The sequence below is a fragment of the Flavobacterium fructosi genome, from assembly GCF_042787335.1.
Classification (GTDB): domain Bacteria; phylum Bacteroidota; class Bacteroidia; order Flavobacteriales; family Flavobacteriaceae; genus Flavobacterium; species Flavobacterium fructosi.
Genome location: NZ_JBHZQA010000004.1, coordinates 144,591 through 162,236, shown reverse-complemented (window position 1 = coordinate 162,236; position 17,646 = coordinate 144,591). Strand labels below are relative to the sequence as shown.

The window sequence follows — 17,646 nt, the reverse complement described above, 5'->3', positions numbered from 1 at the left end:
ATCCTTTTTGATAAGTCTTACTTACCGCTATAAAATAGAAAGAGATGCCTAGGCATCTCTTTTAGAGTGTTATTTATCCGTCGTTGTTTCGTATTTATATCCAAACCGTTACAATCTAATTTTAATTCCGCCATTCAATATAAATCCGTCTGTTGGCGTGTAAACTTCTCTAAATTGTGGATTTTGAATTGTTCCCGAATACATGTTTTCCCATTTCGATTGTCGGCTGTCCAAAAAGTTTTCAAGATTCAAAAATATGCTGAAATACTTTAATTTGGATTCTCCAGAAACTCCCATAACCCAATAATCCCCAACTTTTTCGTTATTTGTCAAATACTGATTCCCAACATAAAAAACTTCGTAAGCGATTCGCAATTTCTCTTCCCGTTCATACATTACATTTGCATTTATTCTATGTTTTGCCGTTAAAGGGTTTATAGTTGTTGTGTTATTAAAATTTCTATTTGCGTCAATGTAGGTATAACCAATGTAACAGGAAATATCTTCAAAACGAAGCTTTACGTTTGTTTCAAATCCTTTAGTTTCTATAATTCCGTTGGCATTTTTAAAGGCATAATTTATAGAAAACGGAATTGGATTAAGAACCAACGGGTTTTTGATAATGGTGTAAAAAACCATTTGGTTTATGGCAAAACTTAGCTCTTCAAAAAGGATAGTTTTGTAATTGACATCTGCATTTAATCCATATGATTTTTCAGAATTGACTTTTGAAAAGTCCAGTGAATTTATATTTTGAAACGCTTTTTCTTCGGTTTCTTCCGAGAAAATGGTAGGTGATTTGTAGCCTAAACCACCGCCAAATCTTGAAGATAATTTTTCGTTGATTTTGTACAGTAACGACAAACGAGGCAAAACAAAAACATTACTTCTGTTTGTAATCTCTAAACGTAAACCGCTTTCCAAAATAAATTTTTCAGTTATATTCAGATTGTTTTGAGCAAAAACTCCTAAAGCTGCATTGTAATAATCTAATTTATCAGCGATTAAATTAATTTGTTTGAAATTATCCGAAACTAAATTGGCTCCCAAATTCCATTCTGATTTTTCGTTTGGAATGAGATAATTGGCTTCTGTAAAAGTGGCTACTTGCTGACCCTCAAAATTATATGCTTGCTTCTGAATTTTGCGATTAAAATAACCAATACTATTTTTAATTGTCAATATATTTTTATTGACAAATGTTTTTTCAAACTTTGCTTGTGTTGAATATCGGTTACTATTGTTTCGCTCAAAAAAAGTATGTGTAGCATCTGTATTATTATTATAAATCACTTCCATATCTCCACCTATTCGGTTTTCAAATCCTGCATTAACACCGAAGCTAAATGTTGTTTTTTCGTTTGGATAATAGAAAAATTTTGGGTTTATCGTAAATCTCTCGAATTTTGGAATATCCGAAAAGCCATCGTAATTTACATCGGTTGCTTTTTGAGAATTACTTGAAGCATAAATTGTAAGTCCGGATTTCTTGTATTTTTCAGTATAAAAACCACTTAAATCCAACGCTTGAGTTTGATTTATATTCGCCAAAAATGAAATTTCTCTTGTGTCGGTTGGTTCTTTTGTAATCAAGTTTATCAATCCCGCAATGGCTCCGCCACCATAAAGTGTTGAAGTGGAACCTTTGATAATTTCTACCCGTTTTAAATTCAATGGTGGAATTTGCAAAATACTCAAACCACTTGCAAAACCTGAATACAAAGGAAATCCATCTTGTAAAAGTTGCGTATATTTTCCGTCTAAACCTTGAATACGAATACTCGCACTTCCTGAAACTTGGGAAGTTTGTTGCGTTTGAATTCCTGTACTTTCAGTAAGCAACATTTTTATATTCCCTGGTTGCATTGAAGATTTTTCTTCTAATTCGCCCGAAACAATCGCTTCGATTCGAGTTGGAGTGTTTTTTATTGTTCGGCTACTTCTTGTTGAAGTAACTTTAACTTCTTCTAATTCTTCCGATGTTGGTTCTAAAAATATTTCAATAGTTTCATTTTGAGGGAATAAAATATTTTTTTCCATTTTTAGGTAACCAAAAGAGCTGAAAACAATTGTTTGCTTACCGCTGGGAATGTTTTCAATTACTACCAATCCTTTTTCATCAGAAGTGGAGCCGTTTTGAGTTCCAGTTAGAAATACGGAAACGCTGTCAAGTGCTTTTTTTGTTTTTTCATCTTTGATGATGGCTTTAAAAGTGTTTTGGGCTGTTGCTAAAAATGGAAATAGCAAAAGAAGGAATATTATTTTTTTCATTTTGAATTTAAATAGAATTGTTCTGAAATAGTGAAACCGACAACTGCGTAGCAATTGCCAAAAAAGTCAAATCAGAAAATCATCAAATCAAGAAAGAAGAATATAGAATAAAAAACTTATCCCGTTCTGGAAAGAAAGAGCTTTTATAAAATGATATGCATTTAGATGCAGGTATAATTCCATTTAAATGAAATTGAATTGGCCTGTCATAATTAATGACGCAATGCGGCATACTTTGCGCTACACTGTTTACAAAAATCTGGTTATTAAATTGTTGAATATAGGCGTGGCTTTCATTTTCAAAATTAGCCTTCTCCTCGATATCTGAAAATTCAAATATGGTATTGGCATAGCAACACGATATCAGAATTAGAAGTACTATCTTAGTATAACTTTTCATTGCCACAAATGTACAAACTATAATTTTATTTTGTTGGTACATTGACCGCAATTCATAAATGAAGGATTAAGTTATAATCATAAACGATTTTCTAATCAAAACATACAGATGCCTCTCCGCATCTTTTATATATCTGTACGCTAAATTATCACAACTCCTTAACAGGCCAAAAATCTTTTGGAGGACAATTAAAAATTTCAGTGATTTCATTTGAATGCTTACTATTAGACTTAGCATTTTTACATTATGATTCAATTTTACCCATAAAACTGACGCCTTTACCTAATTTTAGAAATATTTATTCTTTTGCGAGATTATTGGCTTTTCTCATTTCTTTTACCCTTTGAATAATATACTTTTTTATTTCTGTTAAGTTATTTTCCAAACAGTACAAATATATAATAAGCATCTATTTTATATGTATTTATAAAAATACAAGCTCGTAAACAGTTGATCTTTTCGGGGATATTACTTTTCGCATAATAACAAAAGTGCGCACTTATTAAGAGCGCACTTTTGTTTTAGACAAGTTTTTGATTTTTTTTAATAAAATCTATTAACTAAATAAAAAGAGTCATTTAAAAATGATTTCAGATGTTTTTTTACACTGGGTTGATTTTTAAATTACACAATAAATAAATTAGCTATTGTAACCGTTTCTTGCGTTGTTAATGGCTCGTCAAATGATTCTGTTCCTGCATCAACACCAAATAATGCTGCGGTATTGAAACCTGCCTGGTTGGTGTTTTCCTCCCCATTATATACAGGTTGGGCCTGAACCGGTAAACCGCCACGATCATTGCGGATAATCCATCCTTTTTGACCACGTAATCGTCTTACTTCAGAGGCATGACGCGCTTCGACAGAATGGATCTGCAAGGCTGCGGTCAGTAAATCAGGCGTTGAAATTAAATTTCCAGCTTGTCCTTTGTATGCTCGTACGCCAGTATCTTCAAAAGCTTGTGCCAATGCCAAAAACGTTGCGTAATCACTAAATGGCTGAAAAAGTCCACCAACTGTAAAGTCAAATGTCGGTTTTGCAACAACGTTCGGACTTCCAGGGCCACCTAACGCGTTTATTAAGAAGGTAACATGATCTGTTTCATGTTCTGATATTTGCATAAAAACTTTTTGATCTCTTCCGCCTGTAGGGATCACACCCGAATCTAATCCCATAATATAATATTCTTTTTCAAGGTATTCTAATGTCAGAGCAAGTTGTAAAGCACCAGTTGGTGTACTTGGCGTAGGGCTGATGTCTGCAGCATAGGCAGCATTTGTAAATGTTGACAATCCAAATGGAATAGCTGCTAAAGCTAAATTTTTCCCCAACTGACCAAATTGTGTAAAACTTTCTCTTCTGGAGCCTTTACTTTGCATTAAACCTTCATTAGCAAAAGACTCTATAAATTTTAATATGTTCATAATTTCTATTTTTAAAAGTTAATTGTTTTACGGTAAGTATAATGCAGTGAATGGAGTTGTAATAAATCCATCAGCAATGGCGAGGACTTCCGAAGGATTTTTCTTAACATCCAGGCCTGTTGTAGGATCTACTACATCATCCCCGGCAAAATCTTTGGAATTGGGATTAATTAAACTTCTGATTGCAGAAGCATGTCTTGCTTCAACCGAAACTATTTTCCCTGCTAATAACAAATATTCCGGATTTGAAATTAATCTTCCCGCACCGTTATAAGCGGCAACTCCAGTATCTTCCAATGCTTTAGCTGTAGCTAGAACTTGACTGCGACTACTAAAATTTAAACCTCCATAATCAAAGGCTAAATCAGGAAGTAATTGTTTTTTTGGATTTGGAAGCGCTGCGCTCAGAGTTGCTTTAAAGAAGTCTCGGTGTATTACTTCATGATGATACAAATCAATCAAAACCAGCTGATCTTCTGCTGTAAAATTTGAAGTAAAACCACTAGCATTTACGACTTTAGTATAAAAATCGGCTTCTAATTGTTCCAGAGCATATGCATAGGTCAACACTCCCAGATCGTTCCCGCCCAAATCAAATACACCATCTTTTAGCCCAGGGAAATGACCACCACCATATTTTGCCGTTAAATTACTGTCATTAGGGCTAATAAAGATATCGTCGTCTTTGTTACAACCGGTTAATAATAAACCTGTGCCCACAATAGTGAGTCCACTGATTTTAAGAAATTTCCTCCTGTCGGTAAAGGAAGGTTCTACTTCTTTAATCTTTACTAAATTTTTCATAATTTAAACAATTAAAAGGTTACTAATGATATTAATAAATGATACAGTAGGTGTGTTAGATTTGAGAAGAATATTAAACTTATATTATCAAATTACATATAAGGGTTAAAATTTTAATTATGCATTTAAGTTTAAACTTGTTATTATTTATTGTTTATAATTTCGTTTATTTTGCCCCGGTTTTTTTCATAACTTTCATTACATCTTCTTTAGTTAATCCTGTGGTATTTATGTCTGGATCTGCGGTGTTTTCTTGTGTTGAGAAAGTTAGCTTTTGCATATATATTGGGTTGCCTCCATTCATTTTTTCTTTTACAATATCTCCATATGCTTTTCGTGCTTCTTCAACAGATTTTTTACCTATAATAATATCATTAGCCAGGTTTAATGCTAAGAAGTTATTCCCTTCTTTATCGCAGCGTGCGCTCATAGTTCCTTGTGTACGATCAAATGTTACACTACCATCAAATTTACCAAGTTCGTCCATTATTTCCATAGGTACTTTGTAACTTATGGTGGTCTGCATCATATCGGTATGCTCTATGGGGAAACTATGTTTGGTTTCTTTTTTACTGATGCAGATTTTTTTCCAAACGCCTTTCTTCATCCAGATAAGTTCGTCTTTTGTAATCCCGTCAGGTTTACCGTATTTGTCGTTGATTTCTTTTACCGCCATACGGGAAGCTTCAGGCCAGTTGCTTACATTGGTCATCATCATTAATGCTTTATCCTTAGACATTTTGTTGTCCTGTGCTGATAATTTTCCTAATCCTGCAATGAAGATTAGCGAAAGAATTACTAATGTTTTTTTCATTTTGAATGTTTTTAAAGTGAATCCTGCTTGTCTAAGAATGCTATTTTAAAATTAGTTACGCTTTTACTTTGTGACATTGACAGAAGGATATGCATCATTTTTCCTTTAATTATATCTAAAACTTGTATTTAGAATTGTTACAAAAATCAAGTTTTATTTTAATGCTTTTTTTATTTCAGAAGCTGCTTGTAATAAAGCTGATTTAGCTCCGGGAATTGTACTTATTGGATTTAATAACCCCCAATCGTGAATCATTCCATTATAACGTGTTGCTGTAACTTTTACCCCTGCTTCGTCTAATTTTCGGGCATACGCTTCGCCTTCATCTCTTAAAATATCATTTTGTGCGGTTTGCACCAATACTGGTGGCAATCCTTTCAATTGACTGGTTGTAGCCTGCAAAGGTGCGGCATAAATTTCTTTACGTTGTTTTGGGTCAGTTGTATAATTATCCCACATCCACATCATTAAATTTTTAGTCAGGAATCGATCTTTAGCAAATAAATTATAGGATTCGGTTTCAAAATTAGCATCGGTAACTGGCCAAAACAAAACCTGCAATTTAATAGTAGGTCCTTTTTTTTCTTTAGCCATTATTGCAACCACTGTAGCCATGTTTCCTCCGACACTGTTCCCTGCAACCGCTAGTCTTTTTCCATCAACTCCAATTTCTTTTCCGTGTTCAGCCACCCATTTTGTAGCGTTATAGGCTTGGTTAATAGCTACTGGATAGTGCGCTTCAGGCGATGGCGAATAGTTAACAAACACTGCAGCGGCGCCAGATTCTACAACTAAATCTCTAACCATTCGTTGATGTGTAGGAAAATCGCCAAGCACCCAACCTCCACCATGGAAAAACATAAATACCGGCAATATGTCTTTTGCATTTTCAGGTTTGATGATGTTTAGTTTAATATTTTGACCATCCACAACAATCGTTTTCTCGGTAACAATTATTCCAGATATATCAACTTTTATAGATGATTGTAAGCCACTCAGTACTGCCCGACCTTCTTTAGTTGGTAATTGTTCTATAGGCTTACCAGTTCCTGAATTAAGGACTTTTAAAAAACCTCTGATATTGCTTTCAATGTTCGGATCTTGTGAGGCATCTTTTGTTTGTGCAGCTACTTCACCAGAAAAAGCAATAGCTAACAATAATGTCCCAACTTTTTTTAGTTTTGATTTCATTATATGTGTTGTAAATTTAATGATAGAAATAGAATCTGTAATAAATTCAATGGAATGAAAAATGAGGACTTTTTGTAGCATTCAATCACAGGATATGAATTCTAAACAAAAAATTTACGGTATTTTCAAAGATTAAATGGTATTGCTAAGCTCGATTTGGGGTTTTCAAGCATTTTTTTCCAAAAATAAGGAGACATCACTTAAGAATTCAATTTTTTACTGGAACTATCTTTCTGCTCATTCCAGTTTCCTTTTTACTTTTGGAGTTTTTTATTTTGTTTTGTTTTTTCGAAAATTAAAATTACTAATAAAAATAATATATTACGTTGTTTTACAGATAATTAACAAAAATTTAAATAATAATTTCATTTGGTCGTTTTCTTTGAAAAGATATTTCTTTCTGGAAAAAAGAGGCAACTCTTTCAAATAGCTCTTTTTGATAAATTAGTTTTTTTTAAATTATTGGATTTTTAAATTAAAAATAGAAAGAAAAGGATACTTAGGTATTTTTTTTGTTTTGTAACGATATTGTCATCTCAACGAAGGTGAGATTACACAAGTATCGAGATAATTTAAATGAATCTGATTTATTACTGCTTTAATGAGTAGCGATTTTTTATTTGAAAGCAATTTTTTATTTTGTTCTAATTACTCATAGTTAATAATTTATTGGAGTTCCTGAATCTACGATTTAATGCCACAATATTTTTATCCCAAAATCATCTGACGAATTTTCCTCTTGTGACCCGAGACGCTTGTCTATCCCCTGACTCACAATGTATGTTTCTCATTGAAAGTCATAATATACCATTAGCACATCAGGTTTGGTACTGAAATTACACTTAAAAAAAATCAAATACAAATCACTTTACATATTTATTTAAAATATAATGTGTTACCGGTTTTAAAGCATTGTCATTTTCAGGATGTCTTCCATGAGTATTGAAGAACTCAATTCCATTTTCTGTTTTCGCATACCAAATAATTGCTTCTCCATTTTTAAAAAATACGGTAGTATCACAAATATTAATTTTCTGAAGATCCATGAGGTTTTTATCGAAAGGTTTTATTGTATTAAAATTAACAAGATCATTATCGGATAACTCGCAATCTACCAATTCATAATGATCATCAGACCATTGCATGCATTGTTTTTTTTGAAAAATAAAATAAGAGGTGAATGCGAAGCTTAAAACTATTAAGACAATCAATACCATTTTTTTGGATATTTTTTCTAAAAAGGTATGCTTAAGCGATTGCTCCGTATGTTTAAGGGTATAAATTTCTTCCTTTTTTTTATTGAATCCTGGAAACGCTCCCATTTTCGCAGCATCTTTATTCCAATCACTTTTCGAAAATTTCAAAAATGGCCGTGGTTGAAAATCCACCAAAATTGCTGCTAGGTTTATAGCTTCAACATCTACCAAGTTAGTTTCTCCTTTAAGGAAGGTTTCAATAGGTCTAAATTTATCTGTTTGCTCTTTTAATTTACCACTACAACTTGGACTAAAATCAAATTTAAAAAATGAAGAAAAAACATTTAAATCGTTTTGATTTTGATTCGATTTAAAAATTTCTAAACACAAACTTCTTAATCTTGCCCGAGAAGGACTAATTAAAACGCTTGAATGCGTCCCCTTTTTTTCGATCTCATATTTTGCTTTAACGGCTATTTTATAATCTTCTAAAGTATTGTTCTCCATGAGCTTTTGGGAATTTTTAGGAATATAAAGGAATATTACGGCATTGCAGGAATTCTAGGAATACCCGGTTAATCTATGCGAAAAAGCATCTTTACTTTGCCTCAGAATTAGTTCCTGTTCTATTTCGCGATAGGAACAAATGTACAAAACTAGTTCATAATAGTGTAGCCGAATCGAACTGATAATTTATCCGGGAAGTATAAAACATTCTTTACGGTTTAGGCGCACTACACTTCCCAACAAAATTTGGTATTGCCATTAATAAAATTCAGAAACTATCTGGACGGTACTACTTACGTCTAATTTTAAATTCATAAAAAAATGAAAAAAATATTTCTATTGGGAGCGTTTGCGCTATTAATTTCTACAATCTTTTCCTGCACAGCAGATGGTGTTCAAACAGATAATAAGACCACGGGAATAACAGTGGCAAAAAAGAGTATAAATCAAGCAGCTGTTGGAACAGGACAAGCAAATGCTGTAGACGGCCCTGGAGATCAACCAGTGATTATTACTCCTCCAAAATAATAATGATTTAAAGTACATAATAAATAATTAATTGCTATTTTTCGGGGAAAGTACCTTTCATGCTGCGATCCCCGTTTTTTAGTTTACTTATTTTTCTTTTTATCCTCTCCTGTAAAGAGAAAACAACGGTGTCGGTTACACCAAATCCTATCAAAAAGCAAGCATCCCTTATGCGGGAACATGCTTTGAATAATTTTAATAAGAAAAACTTTAATGGCGCTTTTTATTACTTTAACAAATCAAAAATAACATTTGAAATAATAAAAGATAGTGCCAATATTGCCTATAATCTTATCCAAATGGCTTCTATACAACAAATAAATGGAGACTATTATGGAAGTAAAGAAACTTTGACTGATGCATTACCTTATATACAAAATGACAATAATTATCTTACCGCTGCAAATAATTTTTTTGGAATTGCTGATAAAGAACTTTCCAATTATAATGACGCTATTTTTTATTATAACGAAGCCATAAATGATTCAAAAGATCTATTATCCAAACAAGCCCCTTTAAACAATATCGCCGTTGTTTATATTCAACAAAAAAAATACGATAAGGCTATAAAAGTTTTAAAATCAATCTTAAATAAAAAAATATTAGATAGTGAATCGCTTGTAGAAAGTAAAGCTAGAGTTGTAGATAATCTTGGTTTTGCATATTTCAAAAAGGGAATGGCTGAAAAAGGACTTGCATTAATGAAGGAAGGGATCAAAATGCGAAATCTAATCAATGATTCTTATGGAGGGATTGAGAGTAATCTGCATTTAGCGGAATATTATGCGAAAATTGATTTTCAAAAATCGAATCAATATGCCAAAACTGCCTATCAAACAGCTACAAAATTCAATAGTATTGATGAAAGATTAAAAGCATTATCCTTTATAATTTCGAACGATTTTGGTTCTACAAATGTTCAATATGTCCAAAAATACATTTTTTTAAATGATAGTATCATAAAGATTAGAAACAATTTTAAAAACAAGTTTGCCAAAATTAAATATGATGCCAAGAAAGAGAAAGATGAAAATCAGAAACTTCGTTTAGAGAAAGCAGAGAACTTATTGTATGTGCAAAAAGTAAAATATCAAAGAATCGTATTTGCAATTGGGATTATTTTTCTTGTCATTTTAATACTATATATGATAAGGTATTTTCGTAACAAAAACAGGATTGAAAAAATACAAACTTCCTATAGTACAGAAATAAGAATTGCAAAAAAATTACATGACGAACTTGCCAATGATGTTTATCATACCATCTCATTCGCCGAAACAAAAGATTTAATGCTGGCTGAAAACAAGGAGCAACTGCTCGTAAATCTTGATGCTATATACAAACGAACTCGTAATATTTCAGGCGAAAATAGCAATATCGATACCGGAGATAAATTCGAAATAAATCTCAAAGCTATGCTGTCAAATTATTCAGGAGATACCATAAATGTTATTCTTAAAGATAATCATGATATCAATTGGCTAAAAATTCAGCCTGAAAAAAAAATTGCAGTATACCGTGTCTTGCAGGAATTAATGGTTAATATGAAAAAGCACAGCCAATGTAATTATGTTATTATTGGCTTTGAGACATTACAAAAGTTTGTTCAAATTAGTTATTCAGATAATGGAATTGGGTTCAGTAAAACCATTAAACATAAAAATGGACTGCAAAATGCGGAAAACCGCATAAAAGGTATAAAAGGAACATTTACTTTTGACTCAGAACTTAACAAAGGAATAAAAGCAAAAATTTTATTCCCTAAATAATTTTAAATATGTTTATAAAAGTCTTAATAGCTGAAGATATCGATTTCAACAATATTGCTGTAGTGCAAGTGCTTGAAGAATTGGCGGTTTCAAAAATTGACTACACTAAATATTGTGATGATGCTTTGACAAAAATCAAAAAAGCATATCTCGATCAAGAGCCCTATCAACTGTTAATTACCGATTTATCTTTTAAAGCTGATTACAGAGTAAACAAACTTGATTCTGGAGAAGAATTAATTGCCGCTGTAAAACATTTATATCCAGAAATAAAAGTAATTGCCTTTTCTATTGAAAATAAATCCTTTCTCATAAAGTCACTTTTTGAAAAATTAGACATTAATGCTTTCGTCATGAAAGGACGCAATAGTATTCCAGAACTAAAGAAGGCAATTTTGAACACTTTTCAAAATGATGAAAAATACATATCACCTGAATTAAACCACATACTGCAAAACAAAACGGTTCAAGAAATTGACAATTACGACTTAGAATTAATCAAGTATCTTTCGATTGGAGTTTCTCAAGAAAGCATGGAAGCAAAATTTAAAGAGGTTGGGATTAACCCCAGCAGCAAAAGTACTATTGAAAAACGCATCACCAAACTCAAAATTTACTTTAATGCAAACAATCCGACCCACTTAGTCGCTATTGCAAAAGATTTAGGGCTCGTTTAGTTATTTCTTTTTCGCTCTTCTTTTTTAAATTGGTTTTGAGTTCGTGAATCTATGATTTCAAAAGAAACAAAAAATATTCATCGGTTATTATTGTTTTTTGATATTCATGAATCTTCGATTTCAATCCTGAAAATAAAAAGCTTAAAAACGATTGAAATTAAAAGGAGGACTGCCACTGGCAGTCCTCCTTTTAATTTCAACTATTCCGCAGCCCGAACCGTTCGTCCTGCGGACTCAACTCGCGGAGTGCTGTCACTTCACTTTTCGTTGTTTTTCTTATTCTTTTTATTTAAGGGCTGTCGACGGTTTGTCATCTCGACAAAAGAGCGATCGCACAAGTAGCCATAATTCTAGTTAATTTGATTTATTTATCCCAAAAATCATCGGACAAATTTCTATATCGGGACCCCAGCCGTTTTTATTTCAAACTCGACTCGGTGGTTCAAAGCTGAAATTCTTACCGTGATTTTCTGGTTCGGCAATTATACATTCAGGCGAAAAATAGAGCGTATCTAACCAAAAAAGTGAACAGTATTTTTGACTTAATCTCAGTGTTTATATGAGTTGAGGAAGATAGTAAAAATAAAAAAACCCATCAAAATATTGATGGGTTTTTCTCAGTAGCGGGAACAGGACTCGAACCTGTGACCTTCGGGTTATGAGCCCGACGAGCTGCCTACTGCTCTATCCCGCGATGTGCGTTTGTAATTTCAATAAAATTATTAGTAGCGGGAACAGGACTCGAACCTGTGACCTTCGGGTTATGAGCCCGACGAGCTGCCTACTGCTCTATCCCGCGTTGTTTCGGGTGCAAATCTACAACGAATTTCTGTATTTCCAATATTTTTTTTTTAAAAATGTTTTATTTCATCTATTGACTTGATATAACTACCTTTGCACAATAAATTATAATAAAAATGTCACATAAAGCAGGTTTTGTAAATATCATAGGGAATCCAAACGTTGGGAAATCAACATTAATGAATGCATTTGTTGGAGAACGATTGTCAATTATTACATCTAAAGCACAAACAACGCGTCATAGAATTCTAGGAATTGTAAACGGCGAAGATTTTCAAATGATCTTATCGGATACACCAGGAATCATTAAACCTGCTTATGAAATGCAGGAATCGATGATGAATTTCGTTAAATCGGCTTTTGAAGATGCGGATGTTTTGATTTATATGGTGGAAATAGGAGAGCAAGATTTGAAAGATGAAGCTTTTTTTAATAAAATTATTCATGCTACTATTCCAGTACTACTTTTGTTAAACAAAATTGATACTTCAAACCAAGTGCAGTTAGAAGAGCAAGTTGCTTTTTGGGCCGCGAAAGTGCCTAATGCGGAAATTTTCCCAATATCAGCATTGCAGAATTTTAATGTACCGGAAGTTTTTGGACGAATAATAGAATTGTTACCGGAATCTCCGGCTTATTATCCAAAAGACCAGTTAACGGATAAACCGGAACGTTTTTTTGTAAATGAAACGATCCGCGAGAAAATCTTATTGAATTACAGCAAAGAAATTCCATACGCTGTAGAAATTGTTACAGAAGAGTTTTTTGAAGACGAGAACATCATCAGAATTCGTTCCTTGATTATGGTGGAACGTGAAACTCAAAAGGGAATCATCATTGGGCATAAAGGAGCTGCTTTGAAAAAAGTAGGAATGGAGTCCCGCACCGATTTAGAAAAATTCTTTGGAAAACAAATTCACATTGAGTTGTACGTGAAAGTGAATAAAAACTGGCGAAGCAACGCTAATATGTTAAAGCGTTTTGGGTACAATCAGTAAATCCTAAATAACTTAAAATTGTTTAAAATCAATATTGGAATTCGTTTTCCGGTATTGATTTTTTTTTTAGTCCAGATCGAAAAGAAAACTCCAGAGTGAGAATGCTGTTTTTTCTTGAGTTTTCAGAGCGACCAAAGGAAGCTCCTGAAAGCGTATTAGAAAAAAAGCTTTTCGAAAGAGGAATTGTAGTGAAGTGCTGGAATTGCTCCTAATGTAACTAAGATTTTATAATTTTTAAGAATAATGTTTCTAATTCATTCATTTGATTATTACCGTTTTGCCTGATTTGTTTTGCAATGAGGTACATTAAAAACCAGGAGAAAACCATAAGTACCATGACTGTCAAATCGAATGTTACGGAATTTTTTAAAATATAATCAGAATAGGCTATGCCTGCAAAAATTATAAATACACCGGCAATTATAAAATGAAGAAACATGAAAAAGGTCCATAATGTGGGATCAGGACCAAATAAACCTCTTATGTGAGTTTCAGTGTCGCCTTTAGGTTCTAATTGTAAGTGTAAGTGAGGGGAATAGTACACTTTTTTCGGACCTTTTATATCGAGCCAAATATGTGATCTTTCGATTTTTATCGAATAATCCTCGGAGATTTGTTGTGTGTGATTCTTGAATTTAAGGCACAAATTGTCAACGTTTTCAGGAACATCTTTGTAAAATCGGAGGCGGAGTCTTAGTTCATTATTGTTATCCATAATAATATTATTGTAAGAATTAAATGAGAAGGTATTGCTAATATACCAAAAAAATTGATAATCATGGTATTAAACACTACCTTTGCAAAATATTTGAATTTAGTATTATGAATAACATTGTTGCGATAGTAGGAAGACCTAATGTAGGGAAATCAACCCTTTTTAATAGGCTGATACAACGAAGAGAAGCTATTGTAGATTCAGTATCTGGGGTGACCCGAGATAGAAACTATGGTAAAAGCGAGTGGAACGGAAAAGAGTTTTCTGTGATTGATACCGGCGGATATGTACGTGGTTCTGATGATGTTTTTGAAGGAGAAATCCGTAAACAAGTGGAACTTGCTATCGATGAAGCTGATGTTATCATTTTTGTGGTTGATGTGGAAGAAGGGATTACTCCTATGGATGATGCTGTAGCAAGATTGTTGCGTAAGGTGACGAAACCTGTTTTACTTGCTGTAAACAAGGTGGATAATGCAATGCGTGAAAAAGATGCTATTGAGTTTTATAACCTTGGTTTAGGTGAATATTACACATTTGCGAGTATTTCAGGAAGTGGAACCGGAGATTTATTAGATGCATTGATTGATGCTTTTCCTATAAAGCCAGAGCCAACTCAGGAAGAAGTTACATTGCCTCGTTTTGCAGTTGTAGGGCGTCCCAATGCAGGAAAATCAAGCTTTATCAACGCTTTAATTGGTAAAGAACGTTATATTGTTACAGACATTGCAGGAACAACGCGCGATTCTATTGATACCAAATTTGACCGTTTTGGCTTCGAATTTAACTTAGTCGATACGGCAGGAATTCGTCGTAAAGCGAAAGTAAAGGAAGATTTAGAGTTTTACTCCGTTATGCGTTCGGTTCGTGCAATTGAACACGCAGATATATGTATCTTGATTATTGATGCCACTCGTGGATTTGAAGGTCAAGATCAAAGTATTTTTTGGTTGGCTGAGAAAAACCGTAAAGGAGTTGTAATCTTAGTAAATAAATGGGATTTAGTTGAAAAAGAAACGATGTCAACTCGTGATTATGAAGCTAAAATTAGAGAAGAATTAATGCCATTTACGGATGTGCCTATTCTTTTTGTTTCGGCTTTAACGAAACAACGTTTACTGAAAGCATTAGAAGCAACCGTAAAAGTTTTTGAAAACAGACAACAACGTATCGCTACGTCAAAATTCAACGAATTTATGTTGAAAGTTATTGAAGCGTATCCGCCACCAGCAACAAAAGGGAAATATGTAAAAATTAAATATTGCATGCAATTGCCAACGCCAACCCCACAATTTGTGTTTTTTGCTAATATGCCACAATATGTAAAAGAACCATACAAACGTTATCTGGAAAATAAAATAAGAGAAAATTGGGATTTTTCAGGAGTACCAATCGATATTTATATTAGAGAAAAATAAGAGAAAATCCCGAGAAAATCGGGATTTTTTTTTGCTTAAATTATTTGATAAGAAATAGAATAATTCTAATTCTCTTCTTCTTCTAAAGTTTCCATTGGATGGTCGCCGTACCAATCTTTAAAAGTTCGTAGCGTTGTGTAATCGTCATGCAGTACTGTATAAACCATAAACAAGATTAATGGTAAACCAGTGCAATATAAGGACAGTATTACCGGTAAAGTAACGTTCGTTTGACATAAACCGGCAAATATAAAAACATAAATGGTGGTAAACCACACAAGTTTGATTGCAAAATTTTTCATGGCTATATCTTTTATTAAATTTAAGCCAGAAAATGTAAATATTTAGTTAACGTGTTATTAATCAATGCTTAAAACTGAAGTGAAAGCAAAAATTTTTTAGAAAGATTTTTCTTTAATGATTTCTACAAAAAACACTATGATTTAGATGTTAGTATGTTTTTTAAAAAAAAGTCCTGATTTTTCAGAACTTTTTTGTGGATTGTGCTTTTTAAATGTTTTAATATTTAACTTAAGAAACCTTTTACATAATCTTTGGTTAGTTTCTCTTTTGGGTTTAATAGTATTTCTTCCGTTGGACCAAATTCTATTATTTCGCCCATATACACAAATCCAATATAATCCGAAACCCTACGCGCTTGACGAAGTATGTGTGTTACCAATACAATGGTGTATTTTTCTTTTAGTTGCAAAAATAATTCTTCGATATGCTGCGTAGAAATTGGATCTAGCGCTGATGTTGGTTCGTCACCTAAAATAATTTCGGGTTCGATCGCAAGTCCTCTGGCCAAACACAATCGTTGTTGTTGCCCAATAGATAATCGAGTGGCAGGAGATTTTAAGCGGTCTTTGACTTCGTCCCAAAGATTGACACCTCTAAGGTGTTTTTCTACAATTTCGTCAAGGTCTTTTTTGTTGTTATTTCCATGAATTCGTTGTCCGTAAGCAATGTTGTCATAAATGTTCATCGGTAATGGAAATGGTCTTTGAGAGAGCAATCCCATTTTTTTACGAATGTGGGTTACTTCCACTTTTGGATCATAGATATTTTCGCCATCAACTAGTACTTTTCCTTCAATACGTACATCCGTTTGTCGGTCGAGCAGACGGTTCATCGTTTTAAGAAGAGTTGTTTTTCCACAACCGGAAGGACCTATTAATGAGGTAACTTTTTTGTCTGGAATGTCCAGATTGATGTTCTTTAGGATATGGTTTTCTCCAATATATACGTTTAAATTTTGGATGCTGATATGTGGTTGAGTGATCATATTTTATTTTTTGAAAGGTTTTTACTCGCAATTTTTGCAGCAATACTAATGATTAAAACTATTGTGGTAAGAATAACTGCCGCTGCATACGCTCTGTTTTGAACTTCTTGAATCGGACTACTCAATTGGAAAAATATCGACAAGGGTAAGGTTGCTGCAGGTTGATTAAGAGATGTTGGAATACTATCTGTAAAACCAGCAGTGAAAAGCACACAGGCTGCATCGCCAATCGCTCTGCCAAAGGATAATAATATCGCAGTAATAATTCCAGGGATTGATTGTCGTAATAAGATTTTTGCGGTTTCATAACGCGTGCCACCAAGAGAATATACGGAGTTGCTCATATCTTCAGGTACGACTCTTACCACTTCGTCTATGGCTCGAACCAATATGGGAATAATCATTAGCGTTACCGTTATTATTCCTGCTAAAAGGGACGTTTTTAATCCCATATAAACCATTATGGCGAAACCAAAAGCCCCATAAACAATTGAGGGAATCCCGAACAAAATGTCATAACTCAATCGGGTGATATTCGCTAATAATGAATTTTTTTTTGCATATACGTTGATGTAAATGACAATTGGTATACTCACTAAAAGCCCCCATAAGGTTGAACCGAAAGTAATATAGACAGATCCAATTATAGCGTTCAGAATTCCACCGCCTTTGCCAATATAAAAGCCTCCCTCCGGTATTTTTGAAATCATATCCCAACTCAACGATCCAACACCTCTTGAAAAAATGGTGTATAGAAGCAGGAATAAGGTGCTACTAATGATGATTGTACTAAGTATCATCAAAAATTTAAATATGTTTTCTTCTGTTTTTTTCATTTTTGATG

General features: G+C 33.2%; 15 protein-coding genes and 2 tRNA genes. 5 read left to right on the top strand and 12 right to left on the bottom strand.

The window, feature by feature from the left end; all coding sequences use genetic code 11:
- Positions 1 to 108: 108 nt before the first annotated feature.
- The 6 genes from ACFX5D_RS08455 to ACFX5D_RS08430 form a co-directional block, all read right to left on the bottom strand.
- Complete coding sequence (locus ACFX5D_RS08455) at positions 109 to 2,271, bottom strand: TonB-dependent receptor (protein WP_379857793.1); 2,163 nt, start codon at positions 2,269 to 2,271, stop codon at positions 109 to 111.
- A gap of 1,024 nt (positions 2,272 to 3,295) precedes the next feature.
- Positions 3,296 to 4,096 (bottom strand): ferritin-like domain-containing protein, encoded by an 801-nt coding sequence (locus ACFX5D_RS08450; protein ID WP_379857792.1) that lies wholly within the window; start codon positions 4,094 to 4,096, stop codon positions 3,296 to 3,298.
- Between the two features lie 27 nt (positions 4,097 to 4,123).
- Entirely contained in the window at positions 4,124 to 4,900 is a 777-nt protein-coding gene (locus ACFX5D_RS08445; protein WP_379857791.1) for a ferritin-like domain-containing protein, read from the bottom strand.
- Positions 4,901 to 5,066: 166 nt separating this feature from the next.
- Positions 5,067 to 5,714 (bottom strand): hypothetical protein, encoded by a 648-nt coding sequence (locus ACFX5D_RS08440; RefSeq protein ID WP_379857790.1) that lies wholly within the window; start codon positions 5,712 to 5,714, stop codon positions 5,067 to 5,069.
- A gap of 153 nt (positions 5,715 to 5,867) precedes the next feature.
- Complete coding sequence (locus tag ACFX5D_RS08435) at positions 5,868 to 6,905, bottom strand: alpha/beta hydrolase (RefSeq protein ID WP_379857789.1); 1,038 nt, start codon at positions 6,903 to 6,905, stop codon at positions 5,868 to 5,870.
- Between the two features lie 863 nt (positions 6,906 to 7,768).
- Positions 7,769 to 8,608 carry a hypothetical protein gene (locus tag ACFX5D_RS08430; protein ID WP_379857788.1) on the bottom strand — a complete coding sequence of 280 codons (840 nt, stop codon included), beginning with the start codon at positions 8,606 to 8,608 and terminating at the stop codon, positions 7,769 to 7,771.
- Between the two features lie 321 nt (positions 8,609 to 8,929).
- Here ACFX5D_RS08430 and ACFX5D_RS08425 point away from each other — a divergent pair, with 321 nt between their 5' ends.
- The 3 genes from ACFX5D_RS08425 (at position 8,930) to ACFX5D_RS08415 (ending at position 11,582) form a co-directional block, all read left to right on the top strand.
- Positions 8,930 to 9,136, top strand: coding sequence for a fimbrial biogenesis chaperone (locus tag ACFX5D_RS08425; RefSeq protein ID WP_379857787.1), 207 nt, complete (start codon positions 8,930 to 8,932; stop codon positions 9,134 to 9,136).
- A gap of 128 nt (positions 9,137 to 9,264) precedes the next feature.
- Complete coding sequence (locus tag ACFX5D_RS08420) at positions 9,265 to 10,905, top strand: tetratricopeptide repeat-containing sensor histidine kinase (RefSeq protein WP_379857786.1); 1,641 nt, start codon at positions 9,265 to 9,267, stop codon at positions 10,903 to 10,905.
- An 8-nt stretch (positions 10,906 to 10,913) separates the two neighbouring features.
- Positions 10,914 to 11,582 carry a response regulator gene (locus ACFX5D_RS08415; protein WP_379857785.1) on the top strand — a complete coding sequence of 223 codons (669 nt, stop codon included), beginning with the start codon at positions 10,914 to 10,916 and terminating at the stop codon, positions 11,580 to 11,582.
- A 621-nt stretch (positions 11,583 to 12,203) separates the two neighbouring features.
- On the opposite strand, the gene ACFX5D_RS08410 is transcribed toward ACFX5D_RS08415, so the two are convergent.
- Together ACFX5D_RS08410 and ACFX5D_RS08405 are read right to left on the bottom strand one after the other, a co-directional pair.
- A tRNA-Met gene (locus tag ACFX5D_RS08410) sits at positions 12,204 to 12,276 on the bottom strand.
- Between the two features lie 32 nt (positions 12,277 to 12,308).
- Positions 12,309 to 12,381: transfer RNA gene (locus tag ACFX5D_RS08405), tRNA-Met, on the bottom strand.
- 118 nt (positions 12,382 to 12,499) lie between these two features.
- Here ACFX5D_RS08405 and era point away from each other — a divergent pair.
- Complete coding sequence (era, locus tag ACFX5D_RS08400) at positions 12,500 to 13,381, top strand: GTPase Era (protein ID WP_379849615.1); 882 nt, start codon at positions 12,500 to 12,502, stop codon at positions 13,379 to 13,381.
- 217 nt (positions 13,382 to 13,598) lie between these two features.
- Here the strand turns inward: era and ACFX5D_RS08395 are convergent, their stop codons facing one another.
- Positions 13,599 to 14,096, bottom strand: coding sequence for a hypothetical protein (locus tag ACFX5D_RS08395; protein WP_379857784.1), 498 nt, complete (start codon positions 14,094 to 14,096; stop codon positions 13,599 to 13,601).
- Positions 14,097 to 14,203: 107 nt separating this feature from the next.
- Here ACFX5D_RS08395 and der point away from each other — a divergent pair, with 107 nt between their 5' ends.
- Positions 14,204 to 15,514 (top strand): ribosome biogenesis GTPase Der, encoded by a 1,311-nt coding sequence (gene der / locus ACFX5D_RS08390; RefSeq protein WP_073203747.1) that lies wholly within the window; start codon positions 14,204 to 14,206, stop codon positions 15,512 to 15,514.
- Positions 15,515 to 15,579: 65 nt separating this feature from the next.
- On the opposite strand, the gene ACFX5D_RS08385 is transcribed toward der, so the two are convergent.
- The 3 genes from ACFX5D_RS08385 to pstA all read right to left on the bottom strand — a co-directional run bounded on the left by ACFX5D_RS08385 (position 15,580) and on the right by pstA (position 17,638).
- Positions 15,580 to 15,816 (bottom strand): hypothetical protein, encoded by a 237-nt coding sequence (locus ACFX5D_RS08385; RefSeq protein ID WP_379857783.1) that lies wholly within the window; start codon positions 15,814 to 15,816, stop codon positions 15,580 to 15,582.
- 224 nt (positions 15,817 to 16,040) lie between these two features.
- Positions 16,041 to 16,802, bottom strand: a complete 762-nt coding sequence (pstB, locus tag ACFX5D_RS08380) for a phosphate ABC transporter ATP-binding protein PstB (protein ID WP_379857782.1) — start codon at positions 16,800 to 16,802, stop codon at positions 16,041 to 16,043.
- Positions 16,799 to 17,638, bottom strand: a complete 840-nt coding sequence (gene pstA, locus ACFX5D_RS08375; RefSeq protein ID WP_379857781.1) for a phosphate ABC transporter permease PstA — start codon at positions 17,636 to 17,638, stop codon at positions 16,799 to 16,801. Before pstA ends, pstB begins: the two co-directional genes overlap by 4 nt.
- Positions 17,639 to 17,646 lie beyond the last annotated feature (8 nt).

Bases quoted from the DNA above. Each gene is read 5' to 3' on its own strand.
- ACFX5D_RS08455 (WP_379857793.1), bottom strand. From the start codon at position 2,271: ATGAAAAAAATAATATTCCTTCTTTTGCTATTTCCATTTTTAGCAACA.
- ACFX5D_RS08450 (WP_379857792.1), bottom strand. From the start codon at position 4,096: ATGAACATATTAAAATTTATAGAGTCTTTTGCTAATGAAGGTTTAATG.
- ACFX5D_RS08445 (WP_379857791.1), bottom strand. From the start codon at position 4,900: ATGAAAAATTTAGTAAAGATTAAAGAAGTAGAACCTTCCTTTACCGAC.
- ACFX5D_RS08440 (WP_379857790.1), bottom strand. From the start codon at position 5,714: ATGAAAAAAACATTAGTAATTCTTTCGCTAATCTTCATTGCAGGATTA.
- ACFX5D_RS08435 (WP_379857789.1), bottom strand. From the start codon at position 6,905: ATGAAATCAAAACTAAAAAAAGTTGGGACATTATTGTTAGCTATTGCT.
- ACFX5D_RS08430 (WP_379857788.1), bottom strand. From the start codon at position 8,608: ATGGAGAACAATACTTTAGAAGATTATAAAATAGCCGTTAAAGCAAAA.
- ACFX5D_RS08425 (WP_379857787.1), top strand. From the start codon at position 8,930: ATGAAAAAAATATTTCTATTGGGAGCGTTTGCGCTATTAATTTCTACA.
- ACFX5D_RS08415 (WP_379857785.1), top strand. From the start codon at position 10,914: ATGTTTATAAAAGTCTTAATAGCTGAAGATATCGATTTCAACAATATT.
- era (WP_379849615.1), top strand. From the start codon at position 12,500: ATGTCACATAAAGCAGGTTTTGTAAATATCATAGGGAATCCAAACGTT.
- ACFX5D_RS08395 (WP_379857784.1), bottom strand. From the start codon at position 14,096: ATGGATAACAATAATGAACTAAGACTCCGCCTCCGATTTTACAAAGAT.
- der (WP_073203747.1), top strand. From the start codon at position 14,204: ATGAATAACATTGTTGCGATAGTAGGAAGACCTAATGTAGGGAAATCA.
- ACFX5D_RS08385 (WP_379857783.1), bottom strand. From the start codon at position 15,816: ATGAAAAATTTTGCAATCAAACTTGTGTGGTTTACCACCATTTATGTT.
- pstB (WP_379857782.1), bottom strand. From the start codon at position 16,802: ATGATCACTCAACCACATATCAGCATCCAAAATTTAAACGTATATATT.
- pstA (WP_379857781.1), bottom strand. From the start codon at position 17,638: ATGAAAAAAACAGAAGAAAACATATTTAAATTTTTGATGATACTTAGT.